The organism is Pseudoalteromonas sp. L21 (genome assembly GCF_021728035.1).
GTDB lineage: Bacteria > Pseudomonadota > Gammaproteobacteria > Enterobacterales > Alteromonadaceae > Pseudoalteromonas > Pseudoalteromonas arabiensis.
On the sequence record NZ_JAKKCV010000002.1, the window covers coordinates 228,495 to 248,873 of the forward strand.

Annotated in this window: 17 protein-coding genes; 11 read left to right on the forward strand and 6 right to left on the reverse strand. The window is 41.0% G+C overall.

The window, feature by feature from the left end; translation table 11 throughout:
• The first annotated feature begins 1 nt into the window (after window position 1).
• The 7 genes from L3V41_RS06270 to L3V41_RS06300 all read left to right on the forward strand — a co-directional run bounded on the left by L3V41_RS06270 (window position 2) and on the right by L3V41_RS06300 (window position 7,930).
• Window positions 2–1,165 (forward strand): beta-ketoacyl-ACP synthase, encoded by a 1,164-nt coding sequence (locus tag L3V41_RS06270; protein WP_237127361.1) that lies wholly within the window; start codon window positions 2–4, stop codon window positions 1,163–1,165.
• Window positions 1,152–1,604 (forward strand): hotdog family protein, encoded by a 453-nt coding sequence (locus tag L3V41_RS06275; RefSeq protein WP_237127362.1) that lies wholly within the window; start codon window positions 1,152–1,154, stop codon window positions 1,602–1,604. Before L3V41_RS06270 ends, L3V41_RS06275 begins: the two co-directional genes overlap by 14 nt.
• Window positions 1,604–2,329 carry a 3-oxoacyl-ACP reductase FabG gene (gene fabG, locus L3V41_RS06280; RefSeq protein ID WP_062567124.1) on the forward strand — a complete coding sequence of 242 codons (726 nt, stop codon included), beginning with the start codon at window positions 1,604–1,606 and terminating at the stop codon, window positions 2,327–2,329. Before L3V41_RS06275 ends, fabG begins: the two co-directional genes overlap by 1 nt.
• Entirely contained in the window at window positions 2,329–3,555 is a 1,227-nt protein-coding gene (locus L3V41_RS06285) for a beta-ketoacyl-ACP synthase (RefSeq protein ID WP_237115328.1), read from the forward strand. Before fabG ends, L3V41_RS06285 begins: the two co-directional genes overlap by 1 nt.
• 124 nt (window positions 3,556–3,679) lie before the next feature.
• Window positions 3,680–4,111, forward strand: a complete 432-nt coding sequence (locus L3V41_RS06290; protein WP_062567122.1) for a hypothetical protein — start codon at window positions 3,680–3,682, stop codon at window positions 4,109–4,111.
• Between the two features lie 67 nt (window positions 4,112–4,178).
• A complete protein-coding gene (locus tag L3V41_RS06295) occupies window positions 4,179–5,480 on the forward strand; it encodes a DEAD/DEAH box helicase (RefSeq protein ID WP_237127363.1) in 1,302 nt (433 codons plus the stop codon).
• Between the two features lie 197 nt (window positions 5,481–5,677).
• A complete protein-coding gene (locus L3V41_RS06300) occupies window positions 5,678–7,930 on the forward strand; it encodes a DUF5916 domain-containing protein (protein ID WP_237127592.1) in 2,253 nt (750 codons plus the stop codon).
• Window positions 7,931–7,952: 22 nt separating this feature from the next.
• Here the strand turns inward: L3V41_RS06300 and L3V41_RS06305 are convergent, their stop codons facing one another.
• The 5 genes from L3V41_RS06305 to L3V41_RS06325 form a co-directional block, all read right to left on the reverse strand.
• Entirely contained in the window at window positions 7,953–8,471 is a 519-nt protein-coding gene (locus L3V41_RS06305; protein ID WP_237127364.1) for a protein tyrosine phosphatase family protein, read from the reverse strand.
• 19 nt (window positions 8,472–8,490) lie between these two features.
• Window positions 8,491–10,227 carry an amidohydrolase gene (locus tag L3V41_RS06310; protein WP_237127365.1) on the reverse strand — a complete coding sequence of 579 codons (1,737 nt, stop codon included), beginning with the start codon at window positions 10,225–10,227 and terminating at the stop codon, window positions 8,491–8,493.
• A gap of 221 nt (window positions 10,228–10,448) precedes the next feature.
• Complete coding sequence (locus tag L3V41_RS06315) at window positions 10,449–12,044, reverse strand: AbgT family transporter (protein ID WP_062567118.1); 1,596 nt, start codon at window positions 12,042–12,044, stop codon at window positions 10,449–10,451.
• An 80-nt stretch (window positions 12,045–12,124) separates the two neighbouring features.
• Window positions 12,125–12,421, reverse strand: a complete 297-nt coding sequence (locus L3V41_RS06320) for a hypothetical protein (protein WP_062567117.1) — start codon at window positions 12,419–12,421, stop codon at window positions 12,125–12,127.
• Window positions 12,422–12,428: 7 nt separating this feature from the next.
• Entirely contained in the window at window positions 12,429–12,689 is a 261-nt protein-coding gene (locus L3V41_RS06325; RefSeq protein WP_062567116.1) for a DUF3081 domain-containing protein, read from the reverse strand.
• A gap of 189 nt (window positions 12,690–12,878) precedes the next feature.
• On the opposite strand from L3V41_RS06325, the gene L3V41_RS06330 reads away from it, so the two are divergent.
• From L3V41_RS06330 to L3V41_RS06345, 4 genes are all read left to right on the forward strand, one after another.
• Window positions 12,879–13,745, forward strand: coding sequence for a redoxin family protein (locus L3V41_RS06330; RefSeq protein ID WP_237127366.1), 867 nt, complete (start codon window positions 12,879–12,881; stop codon window positions 13,743–13,745).
• Between the two features lie 79 nt (window positions 13,746–13,824).
• Window positions 13,825–15,105 carry a flavohemoglobin expression-modulating QEGLA motif protein gene (locus L3V41_RS06335; protein WP_237115323.1) on the forward strand — a complete coding sequence of 427 codons (1,281 nt, stop codon included), beginning with the start codon at window positions 13,825–13,827 and terminating at the stop codon, window positions 15,103–15,105.
• Between the two features lie 373 nt (window positions 15,106–15,478).
• Complete coding sequence (locus tag L3V41_RS06340) at window positions 15,479–18,448, forward strand: TonB-dependent receptor (protein WP_062567113.1); 2,970 nt, start codon at window positions 15,479–15,481, stop codon at window positions 18,446–18,448.
• A gap of 78 nt (window positions 18,449–18,526) precedes the next feature.
• The gene (locus L3V41_RS06345; RefSeq protein ID WP_062567112.1) at window positions 18,527–18,997 is read left to right on the forward strand and encodes a hypothetical protein; all 471 of its coding nucleotides are present in this window, start codon (window positions 18,527–18,529) and stop codon (window positions 18,995–18,997) included.
• Between the two features lie 90 nt (window positions 18,998–19,087).
• Here L3V41_RS06345 and L3V41_RS06350 read toward each other — a convergent pair whose 3' ends face one another.
• Window positions 19,088–20,305, reverse strand: coding sequence for a type III PLP-dependent enzyme (locus L3V41_RS06350; RefSeq protein WP_062567111.1), 1,218 nt, complete (start codon window positions 20,303–20,305; stop codon window positions 19,088–19,090).
• Between the last annotated feature and the right edge of the window lie 74 nt (window positions 20,306–20,379).

A 20,379-nucleotide genomic window follows, 5' to 3' on the forward strand; every position in this document is an offset into this window, starting at 1 on the left:
TATGCCATTTTGGCTAAATGACTTAGGAATTGTTAGCGCGATGGGCGTAGGGCAAGAGCAAACTATGCAAAGTGTGTGTGCTCAGCCTAAGCAAACACTAACAGAAGTTACTTCACTGGCATTTGAAAAGCGACCTACCTGTGTGGGGTTAGTCCATGAGATACCTTTATCTGAATCGATGCGTTTTTATAAGTTAATTGACTTAGCCCTTGCACAGTTATCCGATACTTTAGCAAAAATCATGTGCCCAAATGAACGTATTGCAGTGGTAATCGGTACCAGTACAGCTGCCATACAAGAGGGCGAAAGAGCCAGAAAAGTACAAGCTGAAAGTGGGCAGTGGCCAAGCCAATTTGATTATTATGATCAAGCTTTAGTTGCACCCGCTGCCTATATCGCAAAAAAACTAAATGCATCAGGGCCAAATTACAGTATTTCTACAGCCTGTAGTTCAAGCGCAAAAGCGATGATAAGTGCTCGCGCTTTATTGAGTGCGGATTTAGCAGATGTGGTGATATGTGGTGGGGTAGACAGTCTTTGCCAGCTTACAATTAACGGTTTTGATTCACTGTCTTCAATCAGTGATGATATCTGTAAGCCATTTAGTAAGGATAGAAAAGGGATCAATATTGGCGAAGCCGCGGCGTTTTTCGTAATGAGTAAAGAAAAGCTGAGTGATCACAGTGTTGCTTTTCTAGGTGGAGGAGAGAGCTCTGATGCCCATCATATCTCAGCGCCTATTCCTGATGGTTCAGGCGCTATAGCAGCAATGAAAGCTGCATTGAATGAGGCAGGTATTAACCCCTCAGATATTCAATATATTAATGCGCATGGCACCGCAACACCGCAAAATGATGCCATGGAGTCACTTGCAATCAATGATGTGTTTGGCAACAATACGCCAGTCAGTTCGTCAAAACATCTGACGGGTCATACATTAGGTGCTGCCGGTGCGCTAGAGGCTGGCCTTTGCTGGTTGTACTTAGCTTATCCTGAATTTACGAGTATGGTGTTTAATCAAATCGAAACTGACGAAACACTAGCTGATATTGGCCTGATAACTCAGCCTACACACGTAAAGGTTAGCCATTGTTTATCAAATTCATTTGCCTTTGGTGGCAATAATGTCAGTGTAGTACTAGGACATCTGAATGAAGAATTATAAAATTGAGCAGGTTGTACCTCATAGTGCGCCTATGATTTTGCTCAATCGTCTTGCCAATTATACTGAAGAGAGTGCTTGTTGTGAGGTAGATATTAGCCCTCAGAGTCCATTTTACAACACGTCTTTACACGGGGTTGCCAGTTATATTGGTTGTGAATATATGGCACAAACCATTGCCGCATATGCGGGTGCGCTGGCAAAAGATAAAGGGAGCGATGTACAAATAGGTTTTCTAATTGGTACGCGTAAATACCAAACCTATGCACCGATCTTTGAAAAAGGGCAAACGCTTAAGGTAACGGTTACACAGTTGTATCAAGAAGAGTCAGGATTAAGTGTATTTGAGTGTCAAATTCACCACGACGAAACGCTATTAGCAGAAGCAAAAATCAATGTGTTTCAGCCACAAGATCCAATGCAGTTTATAAGAGAAAGTTAATGACAAAACGTATTTTAGTGACAGGCTCTAGCCGTGGTATAGGTAAAGCAATCGCATTACGATTAGCAGGCGACGGCTTTGATATTGCCGTACATTGCCGAAGCGGTTTGGCTGAAGCTAAACAAACGTGCGACGAGATTATCGCATTGGGTCGGCATGCCAGTTTATTACAATTTGATGTATGTGACAGAGCATTAGCAAAAGAACAAATAGAATCAGATATTGCTGAGCATGGTGCCTACTACGGTGTGATCTGTAATGCTGGGATAACCAATGATATGGCATTTCCAGCGATGCAGGGCGATGATTGGGATAAAGTAATTCGCACAGGGCTTGATGGTTTTTACAATGTGGTTCATCCAACCGTGATGCCTATGGTGCAAACACGTAAGGGGGGACGTATTGTTACGATGGCATCTGTATCGGGGATTGCCGGTAACCGTGGTCAGGTTAACTATAGCGCGGCGAAAGCGGGTATTATTGGTGCCACAAAAGCATTATCGCTAGAGCTTGCTAAGCGTAAAATTACCGTCAATTGTGTGGCTCCTGGTTTAATTGAAACGGCAATGACAGATGATTTACCTGTCGATGAAATGCTAAAAATGATTCCATTGAAGCGTATGGGCGCGGTGAGCGAAGTGGCTGGCACGGTTTCTTTTTTATGCTCTGAAGATGCCGCGTATATTACTCGACAAGTTATCTCAGTTAACGGTGGAATGGTGTAATGAAGCGCGTTGTTGTTACAGGTATGTCCGCAATTACTGCACTCGGTGATACTTGGGGTGAGTTTAAAGGTGCGCTTAAAAAAGGTGAGAACGCAGTTCAATACATGTCGCAATGGGATTGTGCTGCTGATTTAAATACACGTTTAGCTGCGCCTGTAACGCACTTTACAAAGCCTAGTCATTATAAGCGTAAGCAAGTACGCTCAATGGGCCGCGTTGCTATGATGTCTACGCGCACCACTGAACTTGCACTTGAACAGGCTGGACTTTTAGAGCACCCAAGTTTAACCGATGGTTCTACGGGCATCGCTTTTGGCTCATCAACGGGGTCAACACCGCCGCTACTTGCTTTTGCAAACATGATGCGAACAGGCGAAATGACGGGGGTGACAGCAACGAGTTATATTCAAATGATGGCACATACTGCACCGGTCAATGTTGGTGTGTTTTTTGGCTTAAAAGGGCGTGTTATTACAACGAGCTCAGCGTGTACATCAGGCTCACAAGGCATTGGTTATGCATATGAAGCAATTAAGTATGGACGTCAAAAAGTGATGGTAGCGGGTGGTGCTGAAGAGCTATGTATTACCGAAGCGGCTGTATTTGATACATTATATGCCACCAGTACTAAAAATGATGCCGCGAAAACAACTCCCCGTCCTTTTGACCAAGATAGAGATGGTCTTGTGATCGGTGAAGGGGCAGGGACATTAATTTTAGAAGAATATGAACACGCAATTGCGCGTGGTGCAGCTATTTACGCTGAACTAGTTGGTTTTGGTTGTAATTCAGATGGTCAGCATGTAACCCAACCAACTGCTGATACAATGCAAGTGGCCATTGATATGGCAATGACCGATGCCAATCTTACCGCAGATGATATTGGTTATATCAATGCCCATGGTACATCAACAGACAAAGGCGATATTGCTGAGTCTCATGCAACTTATAATGCGCTTGGTAAAAAGCCGATTAGTTCACTAAAAAGCTACTTAGGACATACATTAGGAGCCTGTGGTGCGATTGAAGCGTGGGCAAGTATTAATATGATGAATGATGGTTGGTTTGCACCGACTATCAATTTGAGTCAAGTTGATAGTCAATGTGCAGACCTTGATTACATAAAAGGTCGTGGCCGAGACATACAAACTAATTACATAATGAGTAACAATTTTGCATTTGGTGGCATTAATACTTCGCTGATTTTTAAGAAGTGGCAGGCATAACCTACTGCAATGTTAAATGAGATTTATCGACAACATCGAACTGTATGCAAGTCTTAGTGAAACAGAATAACAACAACTCTATTTCACTAAAGCGTGCATGGAAACGACACAAAAGGAACTTTAAATGAAATTAATTATTACCACTTTGGCTCTTATCGGTTGTTTATTTTCTGCTAATAGCGCTGCGCGCGATGATCTGCAAACACTACCAGTTGAAGCATTATTGCAAACAACGAAAGCAAAAAATGCGCTGCTTGATATTCCTCTTTATTTTGCCAGTCAAAGTCATAGCAAAATCAAAAGCAGTTATGGTGAAGTGATAACAAATAAAAAAACCAATGCGTTTAACAAAAGTGACCGCGAAGCATGTGAGTGGGTAATGTTAAGTGCGCTTAAGGCTCTACAAGAGCGTGCTAAACGTGAAGGCATGAATGCAGTCGTGAATATTCAATCTTATTATAAAAAGCGCGAGTTTGTGAGTGAGACTGAATATCAGTGTGGTGCGGGTACTTTTATCGCTGGCGTAGCATTAAAAGGCACTTTAGTTAAGTTATAACTAACTAAAACCATTTTTTTTCTGTATAATTTGCGACCCTTGATAAGATGGCCGCAGGTTATACAGCATGAATTTTAAATCATTTAGTTTTTCTTCTGAGATTCTTCAGGCATTAGAAGAACTTAATTTCCAAACGCTTACTCCCGTACAACGTAGTGCTATTCCTGCAATAAGAAAAGGCAAAGATGTACTTGTCAGTGCGCAAACTGGTACGGGTAAAACAGCTGCTTTTGCACTGCCTCTTATTCAAAAGCTGTCAGAGACCACACTGAGTGATAATAATGCACCGAGTGCCTTAGTGCTTGCGCCAACTCGCGAGCTTGCAGAGCAAATTGCCAATAATTTTAAAGCATTTGCAAAATACACTGAGTTAAAAACAGTGTGTTTATTTGGTGGAATTAACCTAGCCGGCCAAGCAAATGATCTTAAAGCAGGTGTTGACATTGTCGTAGCAACACCAGGGCGTTTATTAGATCAACTACGTTTAGGTAATATCAGCTTAGCAAGTGTTAAACACCTTGTACTTGATGAAGCTGACCGCATGCTTGACATGGGCTTTATTAATGACATGCAAACAGTCATTAATGGCTGTGATGAAGCACGTCAAATTTTACTGTTTTCGGCGACTTTTCCTGCCGCAATTAAGCAGTTTGCAAGTAAAGTACTTAAGCAACCTGAAATTATCCATGTTGATCAAACGAACAGTACAGCCGAAACCGTTCAGCACGTAGTTTATCCAGTAGAAGAGCGCCGTAAACAAGAGTTGTTGTCAGAGCTTATTGGTAAGAAAAATTGGCAACAGGTTTTGGTTTTCGTAAACATGAAAGAAACCGCCGATGAGCTTGTTAAAGAGCTAAACCTAGATGGTATTCCTGCGGTTGTATGTCATGGCGATAAAACCCAAGGCAATCGCCGTCGTGCATTACGTGAATTTAAAGAGGGTAAAGTTCGCGTATTAGTTGCAACTGAGGTGGCAGCCCGCGGTATTGATATAGAAGGCTTACCACGTGTTATTAATATTGACCTGCCTTGGCTTGCTGAAGATTATGTACATCGTATCGGTCGTACAGGCCGTGCTGGTAAACCTGGACAAGCTATCTCATTCGTTAGCCGTGAAGAAGAAAATACCCTATTCGATATCGAAAAGTTAATCGGCCAGCGCATTAAACGCATAGTGTTACCCGGCTATGAAGTGAGTAATCGTGATGTATTGATTGATAAAATTGGTAAAAAGCCCGCGCATCTACGCCGTAGTCGTACAAATAAGCCGTCTGGTCAGGCGACAGGCGAAGCACGTGCTAAAAATCGCTCGCGTATTGCCAATGTACGTAAGTCCTTAAAAGGCGGAAAACTAAGCTTAAAAAAATAACTAATTGAATTTTAGTTAATTTTGAAAGGCCCTGTCGCGAATACGCTACGGGGCTTTTTGTTACCTATTCAAAACTAATAAAAATTACTTATTTGTTAATTTTTATAGACAAAATCATTAACAATTCTACCTCATTGAATTACAATCGCTTTTCGAAAAGCTCAAATGGCGTGAAGGTCACGCTTGTATTTAAATGGATGTTTATGCAGTACGTAAGAAAAATAATTACCCGTGCTATTCTACCTGGCATTTTTTTTAGCCTTGCACATGTACCCCTCAAAGCTGTTGCTTATGATAAAGTCGAATTTTCATTAGCTCATATCAATGAGTCTATTCGTGTCGACGGTGTCATGGACGAAGCACATTGGCAGCACGCAACTAAGATACCTCTTAAATATCAAAACGAACCCAATGAAAAAGGTGAGCCACCTGTACAAACTGATGCTTATATGTATGAAGATGGTAAGTATTTGTATGTTGGATTTGTTGCCAAAGATAATGATCCTAGTCAAATTCGTGCAGCACTTCGGGACCGTGATACGCTGTGGCAAGATGACAATGTCGCCTTAATGATCGATACCTTTAACGACGAGCGTACAGGGTATGAGTTTTATGTAAATCCACTTGGTGCTCAAGGGGATATGCGTATGACAGACACTGATGATTGGGCTGAAGACCCTTCATGGGATGCAATTTGGGATAGTGCAGGGCAGATCACTGAAAACGGCTATGTGGTGGAAATGCGAATCCCTTTTACTGCATTACGCTTTCCTAAAAACCAAGAGCAATTGACATGGAGCTTTGCTGTTTGGCGTAACTACCCGCGAGACGTATTTTATCAAATGTCGAATGTCGGTTTTGACCGTGATGTTAAGTGCAGTTTTTGTCAATTTGATAAATTAACTGGTTTTAGAAATATGAGTGAGAGTAAAAATATTCAGCTCACACCGACATTAACAGCACTTCGCCATGATACAAAAGACACTGTGCCAGGAGATTGGCAAAATGGAGATATCGACACTGAGGCTGGCCTTGATTTACGTTGGGGTGTGACTCAAGATGCGGTCATTAACGCTACAATTAACCCTGATTTTTCGCAAGTTGAGGCTGACTCACTTGAGCTTGATGTGAATACCACTTATTCAATTTACTACGCCGAAAAACGTCCATTCTTCTTAGATGGTGCGTCTTATTTTGACACTAACCAACTTGAATTACTGTATACACGTACCATTGCAGAGCCAGAAGTCGGTGTTAAGTTAACAGGTAAAACAGGGACGCACAGCTATGGCTTTATGTATGCGGATGATGAAAATACCAGCGTTTTGCTACCGACTAACCAAGGCTCTGGTTTTGCCAATCTTGGTGATAAAACACATTCAGCTGTAGGACGTTATCAACTTGATATAGGCCAAAAGGGGACGATTGGGTTGATGACAACACACCGTGAAAGTGGTGATTATCACAACACAGTTTTATCCCTTGATGGTAGTTATTGGTTTAATCAAACGGATAGCCTTCAATATCAAGCTGTAACAACAGACACTAAGAACTCTGATTATTTAGTTGATGTGTATGGTCTTGAAAAAAATCAATCAGACCAAGCCTACAATATTGAGTTTAGCCGCAATAAACGTGATTACGAGCTTTACGCAAACTATGAAAATATAGGCAAAGACTACCGCCCTGACTTAGGTTATCAAGCAAAGGCTGACTATGAGCAAGTTCAACTTGGTGGAGGTCAAACTTGGTATCGTGACGCCGAGGATGCAATTACTGAGTACAGTTATAATGCTGAGTGGGATAAAACGTGGGCGCAAAATGGTGATTTACTCGAAGAAGAGTACGATGGCTTTATTACTTTTAAAGGCAAAATGCAGTCACAAACAGAAATTGGTTTTATTCACCGTAATGAGTTTTATGCTGGTGAGTTCTTTAATCAAAATATTGGCTATATCTACGGTGGTTTTAGACCAATTCGTGACGTGCGTTTCTTATTGTATGCGCAATACGGTAGCAAAATAGATTATAGCAATGCCGCCCTTGGTACTATGGTACGAATTGAGCCAGAAATGACATGGGACATTAACGACCATTGGCAAGTTCAATTAGAGCACAGTTACAGCTATTTAGATAACGAACAAAACGACCGTGTTTATACCGCTAACTTAACGGATTTGCGAGTTTATTATAAATTTAATATGCGCTCGATGCTGAAACTCGTTTTACAATTTGAAGATGTGGATCGAAATCATGAAGCTTATCTTTATGATGTAAGCCAAACGAATCGTGACTATGGTAGTCAACTGGTCTATTCCTACAAAATTAATGCCCAAACTTTATTTTACTTAGGCTACTCAGATAGAGGGTATGAGGATGACTCTCTTAAAGGGCTAGAAAGAGACCAACGAACCTTTTTTACAAAGTTAAGTTATGCGTGGCAGCTTTAGTTTCAGTTAAAAATTGGTCAGCTTAGGGCTGACCAATTTCTTCGTTTACTTTACTTCTTACAACCTCTTCAAGGCTTTTTAAGCCCCATTGCTTTCCAATCTCGACAGCTTCATCAATTGGCTTTTTTAAGGTAATAGCATTGTAAAGCGCAACAAGTGCACCAACACGGTTGCTGCTAGCACAATGCAACAAGGTTGTTTGCTGTTGATGTTCATTGAGCAAACTTTGTAGCTTAGTGGCATTTTCAATCGTAATATCAGCTTTCGATTGCACAGGAATATGGTAATAATTCATGCCAAGCTCGGTGACTAAATCTTGCTCAGACCAATTAGTTTCGTTATCCCCACGTAGGTTAATGATATTTTTAACTCCCAGCTCTTTTAATTTTGCAAAATCGGTTTGATTCGGCTGACCTGAGGTCAATACATACTCAGATTGAGCTTTCAGGTTATAAATATCTAGCTCTGTGGTGATTGTTTGTGTTGCTAATACTGAAAATGACAGCATAGAGGCTAATACTAACTGTATGAACTTATTCATATTATTCCTTCAAATGTGTTTAATTTTTACTGTAGACGGTTTTACCACGGCTGATGGTTTCTAACACGTGTAAGTTATGAAGCTCTGCAGGCTTTATTTTTAAAGGGTTATTATCAAGGATAATTAAATCCGCTTGCATCCCTTGTTTTAATTGCCCTTTTGAGGTTTCTTCAAAGTGTTGATACGCAGGCCATATTGTCATTGCTTGCAATGCAGTATACACAGAAACCCGTTGCTCAGGACCTAATACTTGATCAGTACGAGTGGTGCGGTTAACCGTTGCATCTAATACGCGAAGAGCATTGGGCAGTGCCACTGGCGCATCATGATGGGTGCTAAACATTAGCCCTTGCTTGCGAACCGCATGGGTTGGTGAAATAAAATCTGCACGGGGGTGACCAAGCACCGAGTTTACATGCCAGTCGCCCCAATAAAAGGTATGCATTGGGAAGAGTGATGGAAAAACGCCTAACTCTTTAAGGCGGTTAACTTGGTCCTGACGAATTGTTTGACCATGAATGAGCACAGGGCGACGGTCTTTTCTGCCAAGCTTGTTATTCGCATTTTCAACAGCATTTAAAAATTGTTCAATGGCGGCATCACCATTCGCATGGGTCATAACTTGCCAGCCATTAGCGAAGGCTGTTTCAACATATTTATAGGCTTGCTCATCGCTAAAAGTAGGGTAGCCTGCATAACCCTGCTCTTGGCCTTCAGGGGCTTTTAAATAAGGATGAGTTAACCACGCAGTTTTACCTTGCGGTGAGCCATCAAAATTTAGTTTTACCCCACCGATGCGAAAATGGTTGGTGTAGTCTTTACTATTATAGGTTGAGTTCATGAAACTACTACTCGTAGCCATATCCGCATAAGCAACCACATCAATCACGAATTTATTCGCTTTTGATGCCCTTACCATTGAATCATAAGCTTCTTGGGTTGCACGGCCTTCTTGCGCCGTTGTGTAGCCGTATTTGGTATACATTTTTTGGCCTTCTTCAAGCATCATGTCTTGTAACTCAGGATCAAAAGATTGCATGAGTTTAAACAATAAAGCAAAGTGTGCGTTTTCTTCGAGTACACCACTTGGTTCTTGTGAGTTAGGCATTCGGCGTATCAGTCCGCCATCAGGATTTTTAGTGCTGGCATCAATGCCAGCCATGGCTAACGCTTTACTGTTTGCAACACTTAAGTGGCCTGAGGTATGAATTATAATTACAGGTTTATCTGTACTAACTAGGTCTAAATCCATTTTAGTTGGATACCTATCAAGTTCAGCATCATCGTAACCAAAGCCTAAAATTGCCCCTGTTTTTTCGATAAATGTAGTGTAGTCAGGGTTATGTTGTGCTGCTTTGAGGATGTTGACGATTTGCTCAACGCTATTGGCATCACCATCTGGGCTAGGTAGAACATTGGCGACCATGGCTTGCAAGCCCACACCATATACATGGCTATGGCCATCTACAAAACCAGGCATTAAAGTTTTACCTTGCAGATCAATGAGCTTTGTTTTGCCAAACTTATATTCAAGTGCTTTATCTTTATTACCCACAAAGATAATTTTTTCACCTTTTGTTGCGATTGCTTGTGCGTACTCTGGTTTATCATCGGTCATAGTAAGAATATCACCACCATAATAAATAGCATCTGCATAGCTAACTTGCAGTGGCAGAGTTTTAGCTGTTTGCACAGGGGCTTTATCACAGGCCGTTAAGGCGAGTAATGAACAAGCGAGTGCGAGGTGATAATTCATGTGTAGCGTCCTTGTTTATTAATTATGTCTTTGAGCAATATAAGAATATAGTCTGTTTATATAGATTGTGTTTAAAAAATGGGCTTAAATTTGATTGAAGTCAAACTCGATTGTCGAAGCTGCTAACTGATTCTTACTATAAAGCTGAGTGCCACAGGATAATTACACAGGCAAAAAAGCCAAGCGAGTGCTTGGCTTTTTTCTTCAGAAGAGGTGCTCACTTAAGGCTGATAATAAATCGGTGATTCAGGGCCCACAGGTAATCCCAGTACAAATACCCATAAGTAGAATAACGCGACCCAACCAACAAAGAATATCATGCTGTAAGGAAGCATGGTCGCAACCAATGTACCAATACCCATGTCTTTCTTATATTTAGTTGCAACAGCTAGTATCAAGCCAAAGTAACTCATCATTGGAGTAATAAGGTTTGTCACCGAGTCACCAATACGATACGCTGCTTGAATAGTCTCTGGCGCGTAGCCTATTAGCATTAACATGGGTACAAAGATTGGTGCAGTGACAGCCCACTGTGCTGATGAAGAACCCAAGCTTAAGTTTACTAGCGCACACATTAAAATGAATAGCACGAAAACTTCAGGACCAGTTAGGTTTAGCGCTTGTAATAGAGCAGCGCCGTTAATCGCTAAAATTGTGCCTAAGTTGGTCCATTTAAAGAAGGCAACGAACTGGGCTGCAAAGAATACCAGCACAATGTACATCCCCATCGAGCTCATGCTTTTACTCATGGCATCGATGACATCTTTATCGTTTTTCATGGTGCCAACAACGCGGCCGTAAACAAACCCTGGGATACCGAAAGTCACAAAGATAAATACTACAATGCCTTTTAAAAATGGCGAGTGTGCTACAAGGCCTGTTTCTGGGTTGCGTAAAATGCCGTCGTCAGGAACAATTGTCCATGCAAGTAATAATGAAACCACTAACAATGAAACACCAGCCCACTTAAGGCCTGACTTTTCTTTATCGGTTAAACCGGCAATATCATTTTTTGGCAAATCATTACTAGCTTCTTCTGGGTTGTATTTGCCAAGCCGCGGCTCAACGATTTTCTCAGTAACGAGAGTACCCAAAATAGCGATTAAAAATACTGAAATCATCATGAAATACCAGTTAGCTTCAGCGCCAACTTGGTAGTTCGGATCAATCATTTGTGCAGCGGGCGTAGTGATACCAGCCAGCAAAGGGTCAATGGTGCCTAGTAATAAGTTAGCGCTGTACCCACCTGAAACACCCGCAAATGCGGCAGCAAGACCCGCAAGCGGATGACGGCCAAGGCTGTGAAAGATCATTGCAGCGAGTGGAATAAGTACTACGTAGCCAAGCTCTGATGCCGTATTTGATAAAATCGCAGCAAACACCACCATAAAGGTAACTAGTCGTTTAGATGCACCCATTACCATGCCACGCATAGCTGCAGAGAGTAAACCTGAGTGCTCTGCAACACTGACGCCCAATAAAGCAACCAGTACCGTACCAAGTGGCGCAAAGCTGGTAAAGTTAGTCACAAGCCCTGTAACGATACGTTGTAGGCCTTCGGCACTGAGTAAGCTGACAACCTCAATTACACCATCAGGGTCGCGACCGGCAGCACCTTCTGGGCGTGGGTCGATGGCACTTAGGCCAAACCAATCGGCAATACCACTGAATACGATGATCGCAACACAGAACATTGCAAATAATGTAATAGGGTGGGGTAACATATTCCCCAGAAATTCAACGGTGGCTAAAAATCGGTTAAATAACCCATTGTTACCACCCTCATGGGTGTTGTGAGAGTTTATTGTTTTTGACATGTCCAGTTCTCGTATTTTCAAAATGGCGCTAACCTAGCATTTTTTACCGGACAGATCATGTTTTAGCGGTGGGAATCGTTCTAAGTACGCTCAATGACACCCTTATATAGCAAGGGGTAGCGGCGCAAACGTTTACCAATATAATCATCAGCTAGAATTTGCGCGCAAATTTGCTCTACATCATTGCTTGCTTCAAACACCCAATCAAAGCGCTCAATCGCGAGCAGAAAACCACGCTTAAGAAACTGTTGCTCACGATAGTAACTCAGATTATCGCGGATGATATCTAACTTATCAGGATTACTTTTAAGTTCATTAATAACCTCATTGATAAATACAGTCTGTTGTTTTGACTCAGCTTTTACCCGTCGTTTCATTATGTATTCATAGTTCCTTTTCTGCGATATAAAGCACTTTCTTTAAAAAGTCTTCTTTATTTTTTTCGTGTTGATAGTCAAGGTGATAGGTATTGTGAAAACCAAAGCGCAGTAATACACCGCTGCCTTTTAGATATACTGTATAGCCATCGATATCTGAAAAAGCGCAAATACCTTCATAGAGTTTACCGTCTTCGTGATCTTCACCGTGTTGAATAATTTTCTCATACACAGAAAGAATTAATTTACCGTCTAACTCGTTTTTCATGATGACTCCTTTTTGGTGTAATACGTTTACTATCTATAAAAAGTTTAGTGCTATTCTTAATGTTTTGAGTGTTAATAAGCTTTACTTTGCGATAAATCATTAAAATGACATTAGCATGGCTGATGTCGAAAATTTACAATCCTTTGGCTTACCTTACGCTTAAGCTACGTTTTATTTGAGGATCGCACAATGAAATATAAGTTTTTTCCTTTGATGCTGCTAACAGGCTTGTTGCTTGTTAGCCAAAGAATATCGGCGAATACACCCCCCCTTGTTTTAGAAAATGAAGCAGGACAAATTGTTAAACTTGGCAGTTACTTAGGCAAGAAACCAGTTTACTTAAAGTTTTGGGCTACGTGGTGCAAGCCATGTATGGAGCAGATGCCGCATTTTCAGCATGCTTATGAGCAATATGGCGATAAAATTCAATTTGTAGCTATTAATATCGACCTCAATGATGATGCACACGCTGTTGCTAAGGTTAAAGAGCGTTTCTCACTTAGTATGCCACTATTTACGGATCACAAAGGCCAAGTTGCGAAACATTATGAATTTATGGGCACCCCTTTTCATGTGTTAATTGATAGCGATGAGAAAGTGATTTTTCAAGGCCACGAAGCCGATAAGCCGCTTGATAACACATTACGTTTGTTATCACACAATGGCAAAGTTGAAAAAGCACGACTGCTTAGCGAAAAACAAGGCCAAGCAACTCCATTGACTATTCCGAAAAAAGGCAAAAAAGCAGTGCTATTCACCGCAACGTGGTGCGACTGGTACTTAGCCGACACTCGCCCTGCTATGGCAAAGCAATGTGTATTAGCACAGCAACATGTTAATAAGTTGACAGAGCAAGGAATTGATGTGGAAGTTAAAGTGAGCCAGCTGTGGACCGATCAAAGTGCAGTGCAAGAATATGTTGATAAATTCTCTGCAAGTATGCCGGTTTCAATCGATTATGGTAACGATTTATTTCTCGAAAATGGCATTAATTCGGTACCAACTTTACTTATCTACAACGATGGAAAGTTAGCCACTACACAGGCTAAATTTTAGCTAAAAACCGATTAATTTAGCTTTGTAATTATACAAATTTAGCCTATGCTCTAGGCTCATTACACAGTGAGCCTAGAGCATGATAGATAAGGCATTATTAGCAAAAACACGCGAGTTATCTGACCGATTAATCGCACTGCAAACACCCATTCGTATTCTTGATGCGATCAATTGGGATAAACAGATCAAAGAAGAGTTTTTTAAGCATAAATGCCAGAAAAACCCAACGGTTGATCAAGCTTATTACCAGCAACGTGATCTTGGTTTTGTACCAAGTGAGTTACGCCGTGCGTTTTCTGATTTAAATCGCGATATCATCAGCCAGTTAGGGCAACTCAATCCGATAGCCCAATACATGAGCAAGATGTGTACTGAATATAAAACTGTACTTAGTATGATTGAGTATCGTGGCACGCCTGAATTTCATGATCTTTCTGTTGAACTATTTGGTCATCCAAAAGATTTATTCCATGCTGGAGAGCCTTCACTTGCTGAGCTTGCCACCATGCTTGAGCAGCCGCTAAAGAGTATGCTCGATGCCGATATTTTACCTGATGATCCCAAAAATATTGATGCAGAAGATGCAGTTAAAATTTTAGCATCGCAAGTGGCTCAAACAATGCCGGGTATCGATGTTGAGGTCATTCTGAGCGACGGTATTGTCAGTGATGCGGCAGCGGGTGCAAACAACATTAAACTTAATCAAGATGTTAAGTTTTCACAGCGGGAGCTTGATATTCTTGAAGTGCATGAAGGCTGGATCCATGTGGGGACGACCCAAAATGGTCTTGCGCAGCCTTATTTGACCTGTTTAAGTAAAGGCACACCGAGCTCTACGGTCACCCAAGAAGGCCTTGCGGTGTTGACCGAAATTATTACCTTAAAGTCGACGCCTCGACGTTTAGCAAAATTAGTTAACCGTATTCAAGGGATTACCAAGGTTATTGATGGCGCTGAATTTGTAGACATTTATCGTGACTATGTAGCACAAGGCTTGAGCAAGGACGACAGCTACACACTCACTCAACGCGTGTTTAGAGGAAGTACAGCAACAGGCTTACCTTTTACAAAAGATATTGCCTATATTAAAGGTTTCGTGTTGGTGTATAACCTAATACGAGTTGCTATTCAGTTAGGCCGAATTGATCAATTGCACTTGCTATTGGTTGGTAAAATCTCAATCGATGATTTCAGACTGATATCACAATTGCATGATTTAGGTGTGATTGAAGACCCTAAATTTATTCCGCCACACTTTAAAGACTTGCGAGGCCTAGCAACGTGGCTGAGCTTTGGTCGTTTTATTGGCAACTTGTCGTTTGAGCAATTAGAAAACGATTACAAACCATTGTTTATTTGATCTATTTAAATGTGGAGTGGCGATAATTTATTTAGCTCCACACTTTCAAGTGATTATTTAATTCAAACTACCAAAATTTTTGTTAACTTTATGTACTAAAAAGTCATTTCAAGCATAAAGTGATACCTAATTCATTCTGGTTTTTCCCTCGAAAATCTTTTTAGTAAACCTCATATTTACAATTTTTATATTGTTTTGTTATTAGGAACAAAAGGTGTTTTTATAGATGTTGTTGAATATAGTGTGTTTTTTTCTTAATGAAATGTTATCAGAAAGTTTCAATAAACACTTGTATATACCACGTGTTAATGGTAAAAATATTTTGTTACATCGAAAGTGCGAAAGTAACTAAAATAATAATTCAGGGAAAATTATGATACATAAAAACAACATATTCAAAAAAGCGGCTTTATGCGTTGCCGTTTGCTCATCTTTAACACTTTACAGTGCGCAGTCACTAGCAAGTAACGTTGATGGTGCAATTAAAGGGGTAGTAACACAGCAACAAGGCGATGCACCAATTGCCGGTGCAACTGTTACTATTACGAACGAGACAAATGGTTTCACGAAAACGCTTATCGTAGACTCTAGAGGTCAGTTCAACTTAAATTCAATTCCTGTAGGTGTTTACAATATCCGCATTGAAAAAAGTGGTTATCAAACATCTGAACTTAAAGACGTAACAATCGGAATTGGTAAAGTTGCAGCGCTTGAAGTAGAGATGATAGAGGGTAACTTAGAGGTTATTTCTGTAACGGGTAGCCGAATTGCTCGCGTTGATACAACAAGCTCAGAGGCTTCTTTCAATATTTCTGCTGATGAACTAAACCGTTTACCAGTTGCGCCTGATATCACATCAGTAGCATTACTTGCTCCAGGTGTTAACTTAGGTGATTCTCGTTTCGAAGATGCGAAAGGTAACTCACTTGCAAGCTTTGGTGGTGCATCTCAAGCTGAAAACGTTTATTACGTGAACGGTCTTAACATGACAAACTTCCGTAATGGTGTTGGTGGTGCGACTATTCCTTTCTTAGCTTATGAATCTTTCCAAGTTAAAACGGGTGGTTACTCAGCTGAATTTGGTCGCTCAACAGGTGGTGTAGTAAGCTCTGTAACTAAATCGGGTACTAATGAGTTTAAATTTGGTCTACAACATAGACAAGATCTTGGCTCGCTATACGGTGACCGCCCTAGTTCGTACTATCAAGCCGATGACTGTCAGCAAAAAGTTGTAAACGGTGACATAGTTGAGACTTGTGCTAACCGTGTTGGTGACGTTATTGTTGATAATAGCCGTGATGCGCGTGAAACAAGCAAAACAGATATTTTTGCAAGTGGTGCTCTAATTGAAGATACATTATTCTTCTATGGTCTTTATGAAATGCGTGATAATGAATACGAAGATCTTATCAATCGTGGTAACGGTATGCGTATTCGTAAGGATGATGACCCTTATTACTTGGCACGTTTAGATTGGAATATTAATGAAGATCACTCTTTATCTGCATGGATGTTCAAAGACGAAAGTACTCTTGCGACTACTGATTACGACTTGGATGCAGATGGCAATATCATCAAAGACACGGCTCTAAATTCTGAAACCTTGTCTGGTGGTAAAAGCTGGTCTGTTCGTTATAACGGTAACATTACAGATTATTTATCAATCTCTGCAATGGCAGGTAAAGTTGAGTTTACGGATACTACAACAGCTGATGGCGCAGATTGTCCAGTAATTTATGACCTTTCATCTGGTCAAAACTTAGGTTGTTGGGCGTCTTTTACTATTGAAGATAATAGTGACGAACGTAAGCAATATCGTTTTGACGTTGACTGGTTAGTAACAGACAATCACAACTTGCGTTTCGGTTACGACGCTGAGAAAAATACATCAACGAGTGTTGTAAACCTTTCTGGTGATATCTACTACGCATACCAAAACTATGAAGCAGGTGCTGTATTACCAAATGGTTATACAATCCAAGAGTCTGGTCGTTATGTTCGTGTACGTAACTATGAAGTTGGTGGCGAATTTGATATCAACAATGAAGCGTTCTACATTGAAGATGTTTGGAATGTAAATGATCAACTAACTCTAAACATCGGTTTCCGTTGGGAAAGTTTCGAAAACTTAAATGCTGACGGTGAAACATTCGTTGAAATGAGCAATCAGTTTGCTCCTCGTTTAGGTATCGCATACGACATCTTTGCAGATGGTGAGCATAAAGTATTTGCCAATGCAGGTCGTTATCATTTACCAGTAGCATCAAATACTAACGTTCGTTTAGCAGGTGCAGAGCTTTATACACATGACTATTACCAAATTGACAGCATCGGCTCAGATGATGTTCCACAATTAGGTGGTAAGCTTGGTGACACAGTTGTATTTGGTGACGGTACAGCACCTAGCCCTGTAAGTGTTCGTTCTTCAAGCCTTGAAGCAATGTATCAAGATGAATTCATCATTGGTTATCAAGGTATGATCAATGAAGACTGGTCAGCAGGTATCAAATATACTCGTCGTGAACTTAAGAGTGTAATTGATGATGCGAGTGCAGAAAAAGCATTTGAAAGCATCGGTATTGATGATGATCATTTCTTATTGCTTAACCCAGGTAAAGGCGCATCTTTCCAATATGACGCTGACGGTGACGGTGTTTTAGAGGACTATAACTTCACAGCTGAACAGCTAGGTTACCCAGAAGCAAAACGTAACTACAACGCTGTTGACTTAATGCTTGAAAGAGCATGGGATGGTCAATGGATGCTTAAAGCGAACTACACATGGTCACAAAGCTATGGTAATGCGGAAGGTTACGTTAAATCTGATAACGGTCAGGATGATGCTGGTCTAACAACAGACTGGGATTACCCATACCTAATGGACGGCGCTAATGGTTACTTACCTAATGACCGTCGCCATTCACTGAAAATCTTTGGTTCATATGCGATATCAGACAATCTAATCGTTGGTATGAATACGCGTCTAACTTCAGGCCGTCCTCGTAACGCACTGGGTGCTGGTTACTACCCAGACCAAGGAAGCTATCACTATGGTGATACTTACTATGTAGGTGACACTAAATTCTCACGTGGTAGCTTTGGTAGAACTCCTTGGACTGCGACAGTAGATGTTAACTTCAAGTATGACCTTAGCTACTTAGACGTATTTGATTCTGCTTTCGTATCTCTTCAAATTGAAAACTTGTTCGATGCGAGCAATGTAACTAACTATGAAGAGGTTGCTGAATCGGAAGCTGCATTCAATGGTAATGCACAGTTCGGTTCACCAGTTTCTTGGCAGACACCACGTACTGTTGAAATGGTTTTCAACATGACGTTCTAAAAACGTAAGCTTATTGCTTGATTTTTAAACAGAAAGCGCCTACTTTATAAGAGGGCGCTTTTTTTATGGAGAAAAAATATGATTAAACATTCAAGCCTAGTAGTTTCAGCAGTTTTAATGACAGCATGTAGTGCGTTGCCTATTAAAAAGGATATAGACGAAGGAAAGTTTCGAGTTGAAAACTTTCAATATGAGCATGGTAAGCAAAGAGATTATGTGTACTTAATGTGTAATAGCAAGTCTGTTTCAGCTTGGGAGCAAGCAAGGCAGTACGAAGCTGGCGACCACGTTCTTTGGGTTAAAGCCGTAATTAGTGAAAGAGATTTCCCATCTTCTGAAAAGAATGCTTTTGCTCGATTTGATATGAACTTTAAAGAAGGCGGAAACTACACGTTAAACCGTGAAGTAAAGGGAGATAAAATTTCTATTTGGTTCGCAGATAAAGAGACGGGTAATCAAGCCTCAGAAGTAATTACCCAGGAGCTGAAACGTCCTTTAGTAATCGAAGATCAGCTAAGAAAGAAACAGTGTTTAGAAGGTACTGTTTAATTGCATGAAATAAAAACGCAGCTGGAATGAGCAGCTGCGTTTTGTAAAGCTAAAGCATGTTGACTTACATGCTTTTAGTCGAGGAAATTGTTAACCAGTAAGTGCATCAACCTGTACTACATCATTCAGTACAATAACGTCAGCACGTTTGAAGAAGTTAAAATCTGTTGCGGTTGCTAATGTGTAAGCACCCATCATACGACTGATGATTAAATCACCGTTGCTTAATTTGGGTAGCATGATTGACTCACTCACCACATCGATGCTGTCACAAGTTGGGCCTGCCAATACGGACTCTACACGTTCGTTCGATTGTTTTAGCGACTCTATTGGGTATGAGGCTTCATCAAACATTAAACCACTGAATGAGCCATAAATACCATCATCTAGGTAGTACCAAGGTTTACCTTCACGTACAGCTTGACCCATTACCGATGCAACACTGGTTACAGCGCTGGCAACAATAAAGCGACCTGGTTCTGCAATGACGCGAACTGTCTCTGGTAACTGTGCTAAGGCATCATTAATCGGCGCACAAAACTCATCAATTGGCAGCACGTCTTTGTTGTACGGCACTGGGAAACCACCGCCGATATCAAGCGTACTAAGTGCAGGTAGTCCCAATGCAGCTACATCGTTAATCACTTGGTTACATGCAGCAATTGCTGTTACGTATTTAGCAGGGCTCGCTGTTTGTGAACCAACATGGAACGACAAACCTTTGATACGAATACCTAGTTGTTGCGCGTAAGTAATGATCTCAATAGCCATTGCAGGGCTACAGCCAAATTTTTTCGATAAATCCGCGAATGACTCTGCATTACGAAAACTTAAGCGAACAAGTAACTCAACGCGGTCTTTGTATGCAATGAACTTTTCTAGTTCATTGATGTTATCAACCACAAACACGTTACAACCATATTCAAGGGCATCACGAATATCACGGTCACGCTTGATAGGGTGCGTGTGAATAGTACGATCACTTGGTACACCTTGGCTGGCAACTAAGTCAACTTCACCGCTGGTTGCTAAATCAAAGCTGGCACCTTCTTCTAAAAGCGTGCGAACAACTGCTGCATGAGGAAGTGGCTTTAATGCAAAGTGTAAAACAACACCAGGTAAAGCACGGCTTAGTGCACGGTACTGGTGGCGTACAGATTCACAATCTAGCACCATTAATGGCGCACCATGTTGGGCAACAAGTTGCTCAATAAATTGATTTGATGGTTGTGCTATTGATTCGTTTGCAGCAACCGATGCTGCAGGTACTTTGATTGTTAAGTCTTGTGTAAGTGTTGAAATAGCCATTTTACTCTCCGGCAATTAAGCAACTGCTCGGAAAAAAATGGAAGTCCAAGTCAGTTGAGTGTTATTAAGCGCAC

Excerpts from the sequence above, each read along its gene's own strand:
- L3V41_RS06270 (WP_237127361.1), top strand. The coding sequence starts at position 2 with ATGCCATTTTGGCTAAATGACTTAGGAATTGTTAGCGCGATGGGCGTA.
- L3V41_RS06275 (WP_237127362.1), top strand. The coding sequence starts at position 1,152 with ATGAAGAATTATAAAATTGAGCAGGTTGTACCTCATAGTGCGCCTATG.
- fabG (WP_062567124.1), top strand. The coding sequence starts at position 1,604 with ATGACAAAACGTATTTTAGTGACAGGCTCTAGCCGTGGTATAGGTAAA.
- L3V41_RS06285 (WP_237115328.1), top strand. The coding sequence starts at position 2,329 with ATGAAGCGCGTTGTTGTTACAGGTATGTCCGCAATTACTGCACTCGGT.
- L3V41_RS06290 (WP_062567122.1), top strand. The coding sequence starts at position 3,680 with ATGAAATTAATTATTACCACTTTGGCTCTTATCGGTTGTTTATTTTCT.
- L3V41_RS06295 (WP_237127363.1), top strand. The coding sequence starts at position 4,179 with ATGAATTTTAAATCATTTAGTTTTTCTTCTGAGATTCTTCAGGCATTA.
- L3V41_RS06300 (WP_237127592.1), top strand. The coding sequence starts at position 5,678 with ATGTTTATGCAGTACGTAAGAAAAATAATTACCCGTGCTATTCTACCT.
- L3V41_RS06305 (WP_237127364.1), bottom strand. The coding sequence starts at position 8,471 with ATGAATAAGTTCATACAGTTAGTATTAGCCTCTATGCTGTCATTTTCA.
- L3V41_RS06310 (WP_237127365.1), bottom strand. The coding sequence starts at position 10,227 with ATGAATTATCACCTCGCACTCGCTTGTTCATTACTCGCCTTAACGGCC.
- L3V41_RS06315 (WP_062567118.1), bottom strand. The coding sequence starts at position 12,044 with ATGTCAAAAACAATAAACTCTCACAACACCCATGAGGGTGGTAACAAT.
- L3V41_RS06320 (WP_062567117.1), bottom strand. The coding sequence starts at position 12,421 with ATGAAACGACGGGTAAAAGCTGAGTCAAAACAACAGACTGTATTTATC.
- L3V41_RS06325 (WP_062567116.1), bottom strand. The coding sequence starts at position 12,689 with ATGAAAAACGAGTTAGACGGTAAATTAATTCTTTCTGTGTATGAGAAA.
- L3V41_RS06330 (WP_237127366.1), top strand. The coding sequence starts at position 12,879 with ATGAAATATAAGTTTTTTCCTTTGATGCTGCTAACAGGCTTGTTGCTT.
- L3V41_RS06335 (WP_237115323.1), top strand. The coding sequence starts at position 13,825 with ATGATAGATAAGGCATTATTAGCAAAAACACGCGAGTTATCTGACCGA.
- L3V41_RS06340 (WP_062567113.1), top strand. The coding sequence starts at position 15,479 with ATGATACATAAAAACAACATATTCAAAAAAGCGGCTTTATGCGTTGCC.
- L3V41_RS06345 (WP_062567112.1), top strand. The coding sequence starts at position 18,527 with ATGATTAAACATTCAAGCCTAGTAGTTTCAGCAGTTTTAATGACAGCA.
- L3V41_RS06350 (WP_062567111.1), bottom strand. The coding sequence starts at position 20,305 with ATGGCTATTTCAACACTTACACAAGACTTAACAATCAAAGTACCTGCA.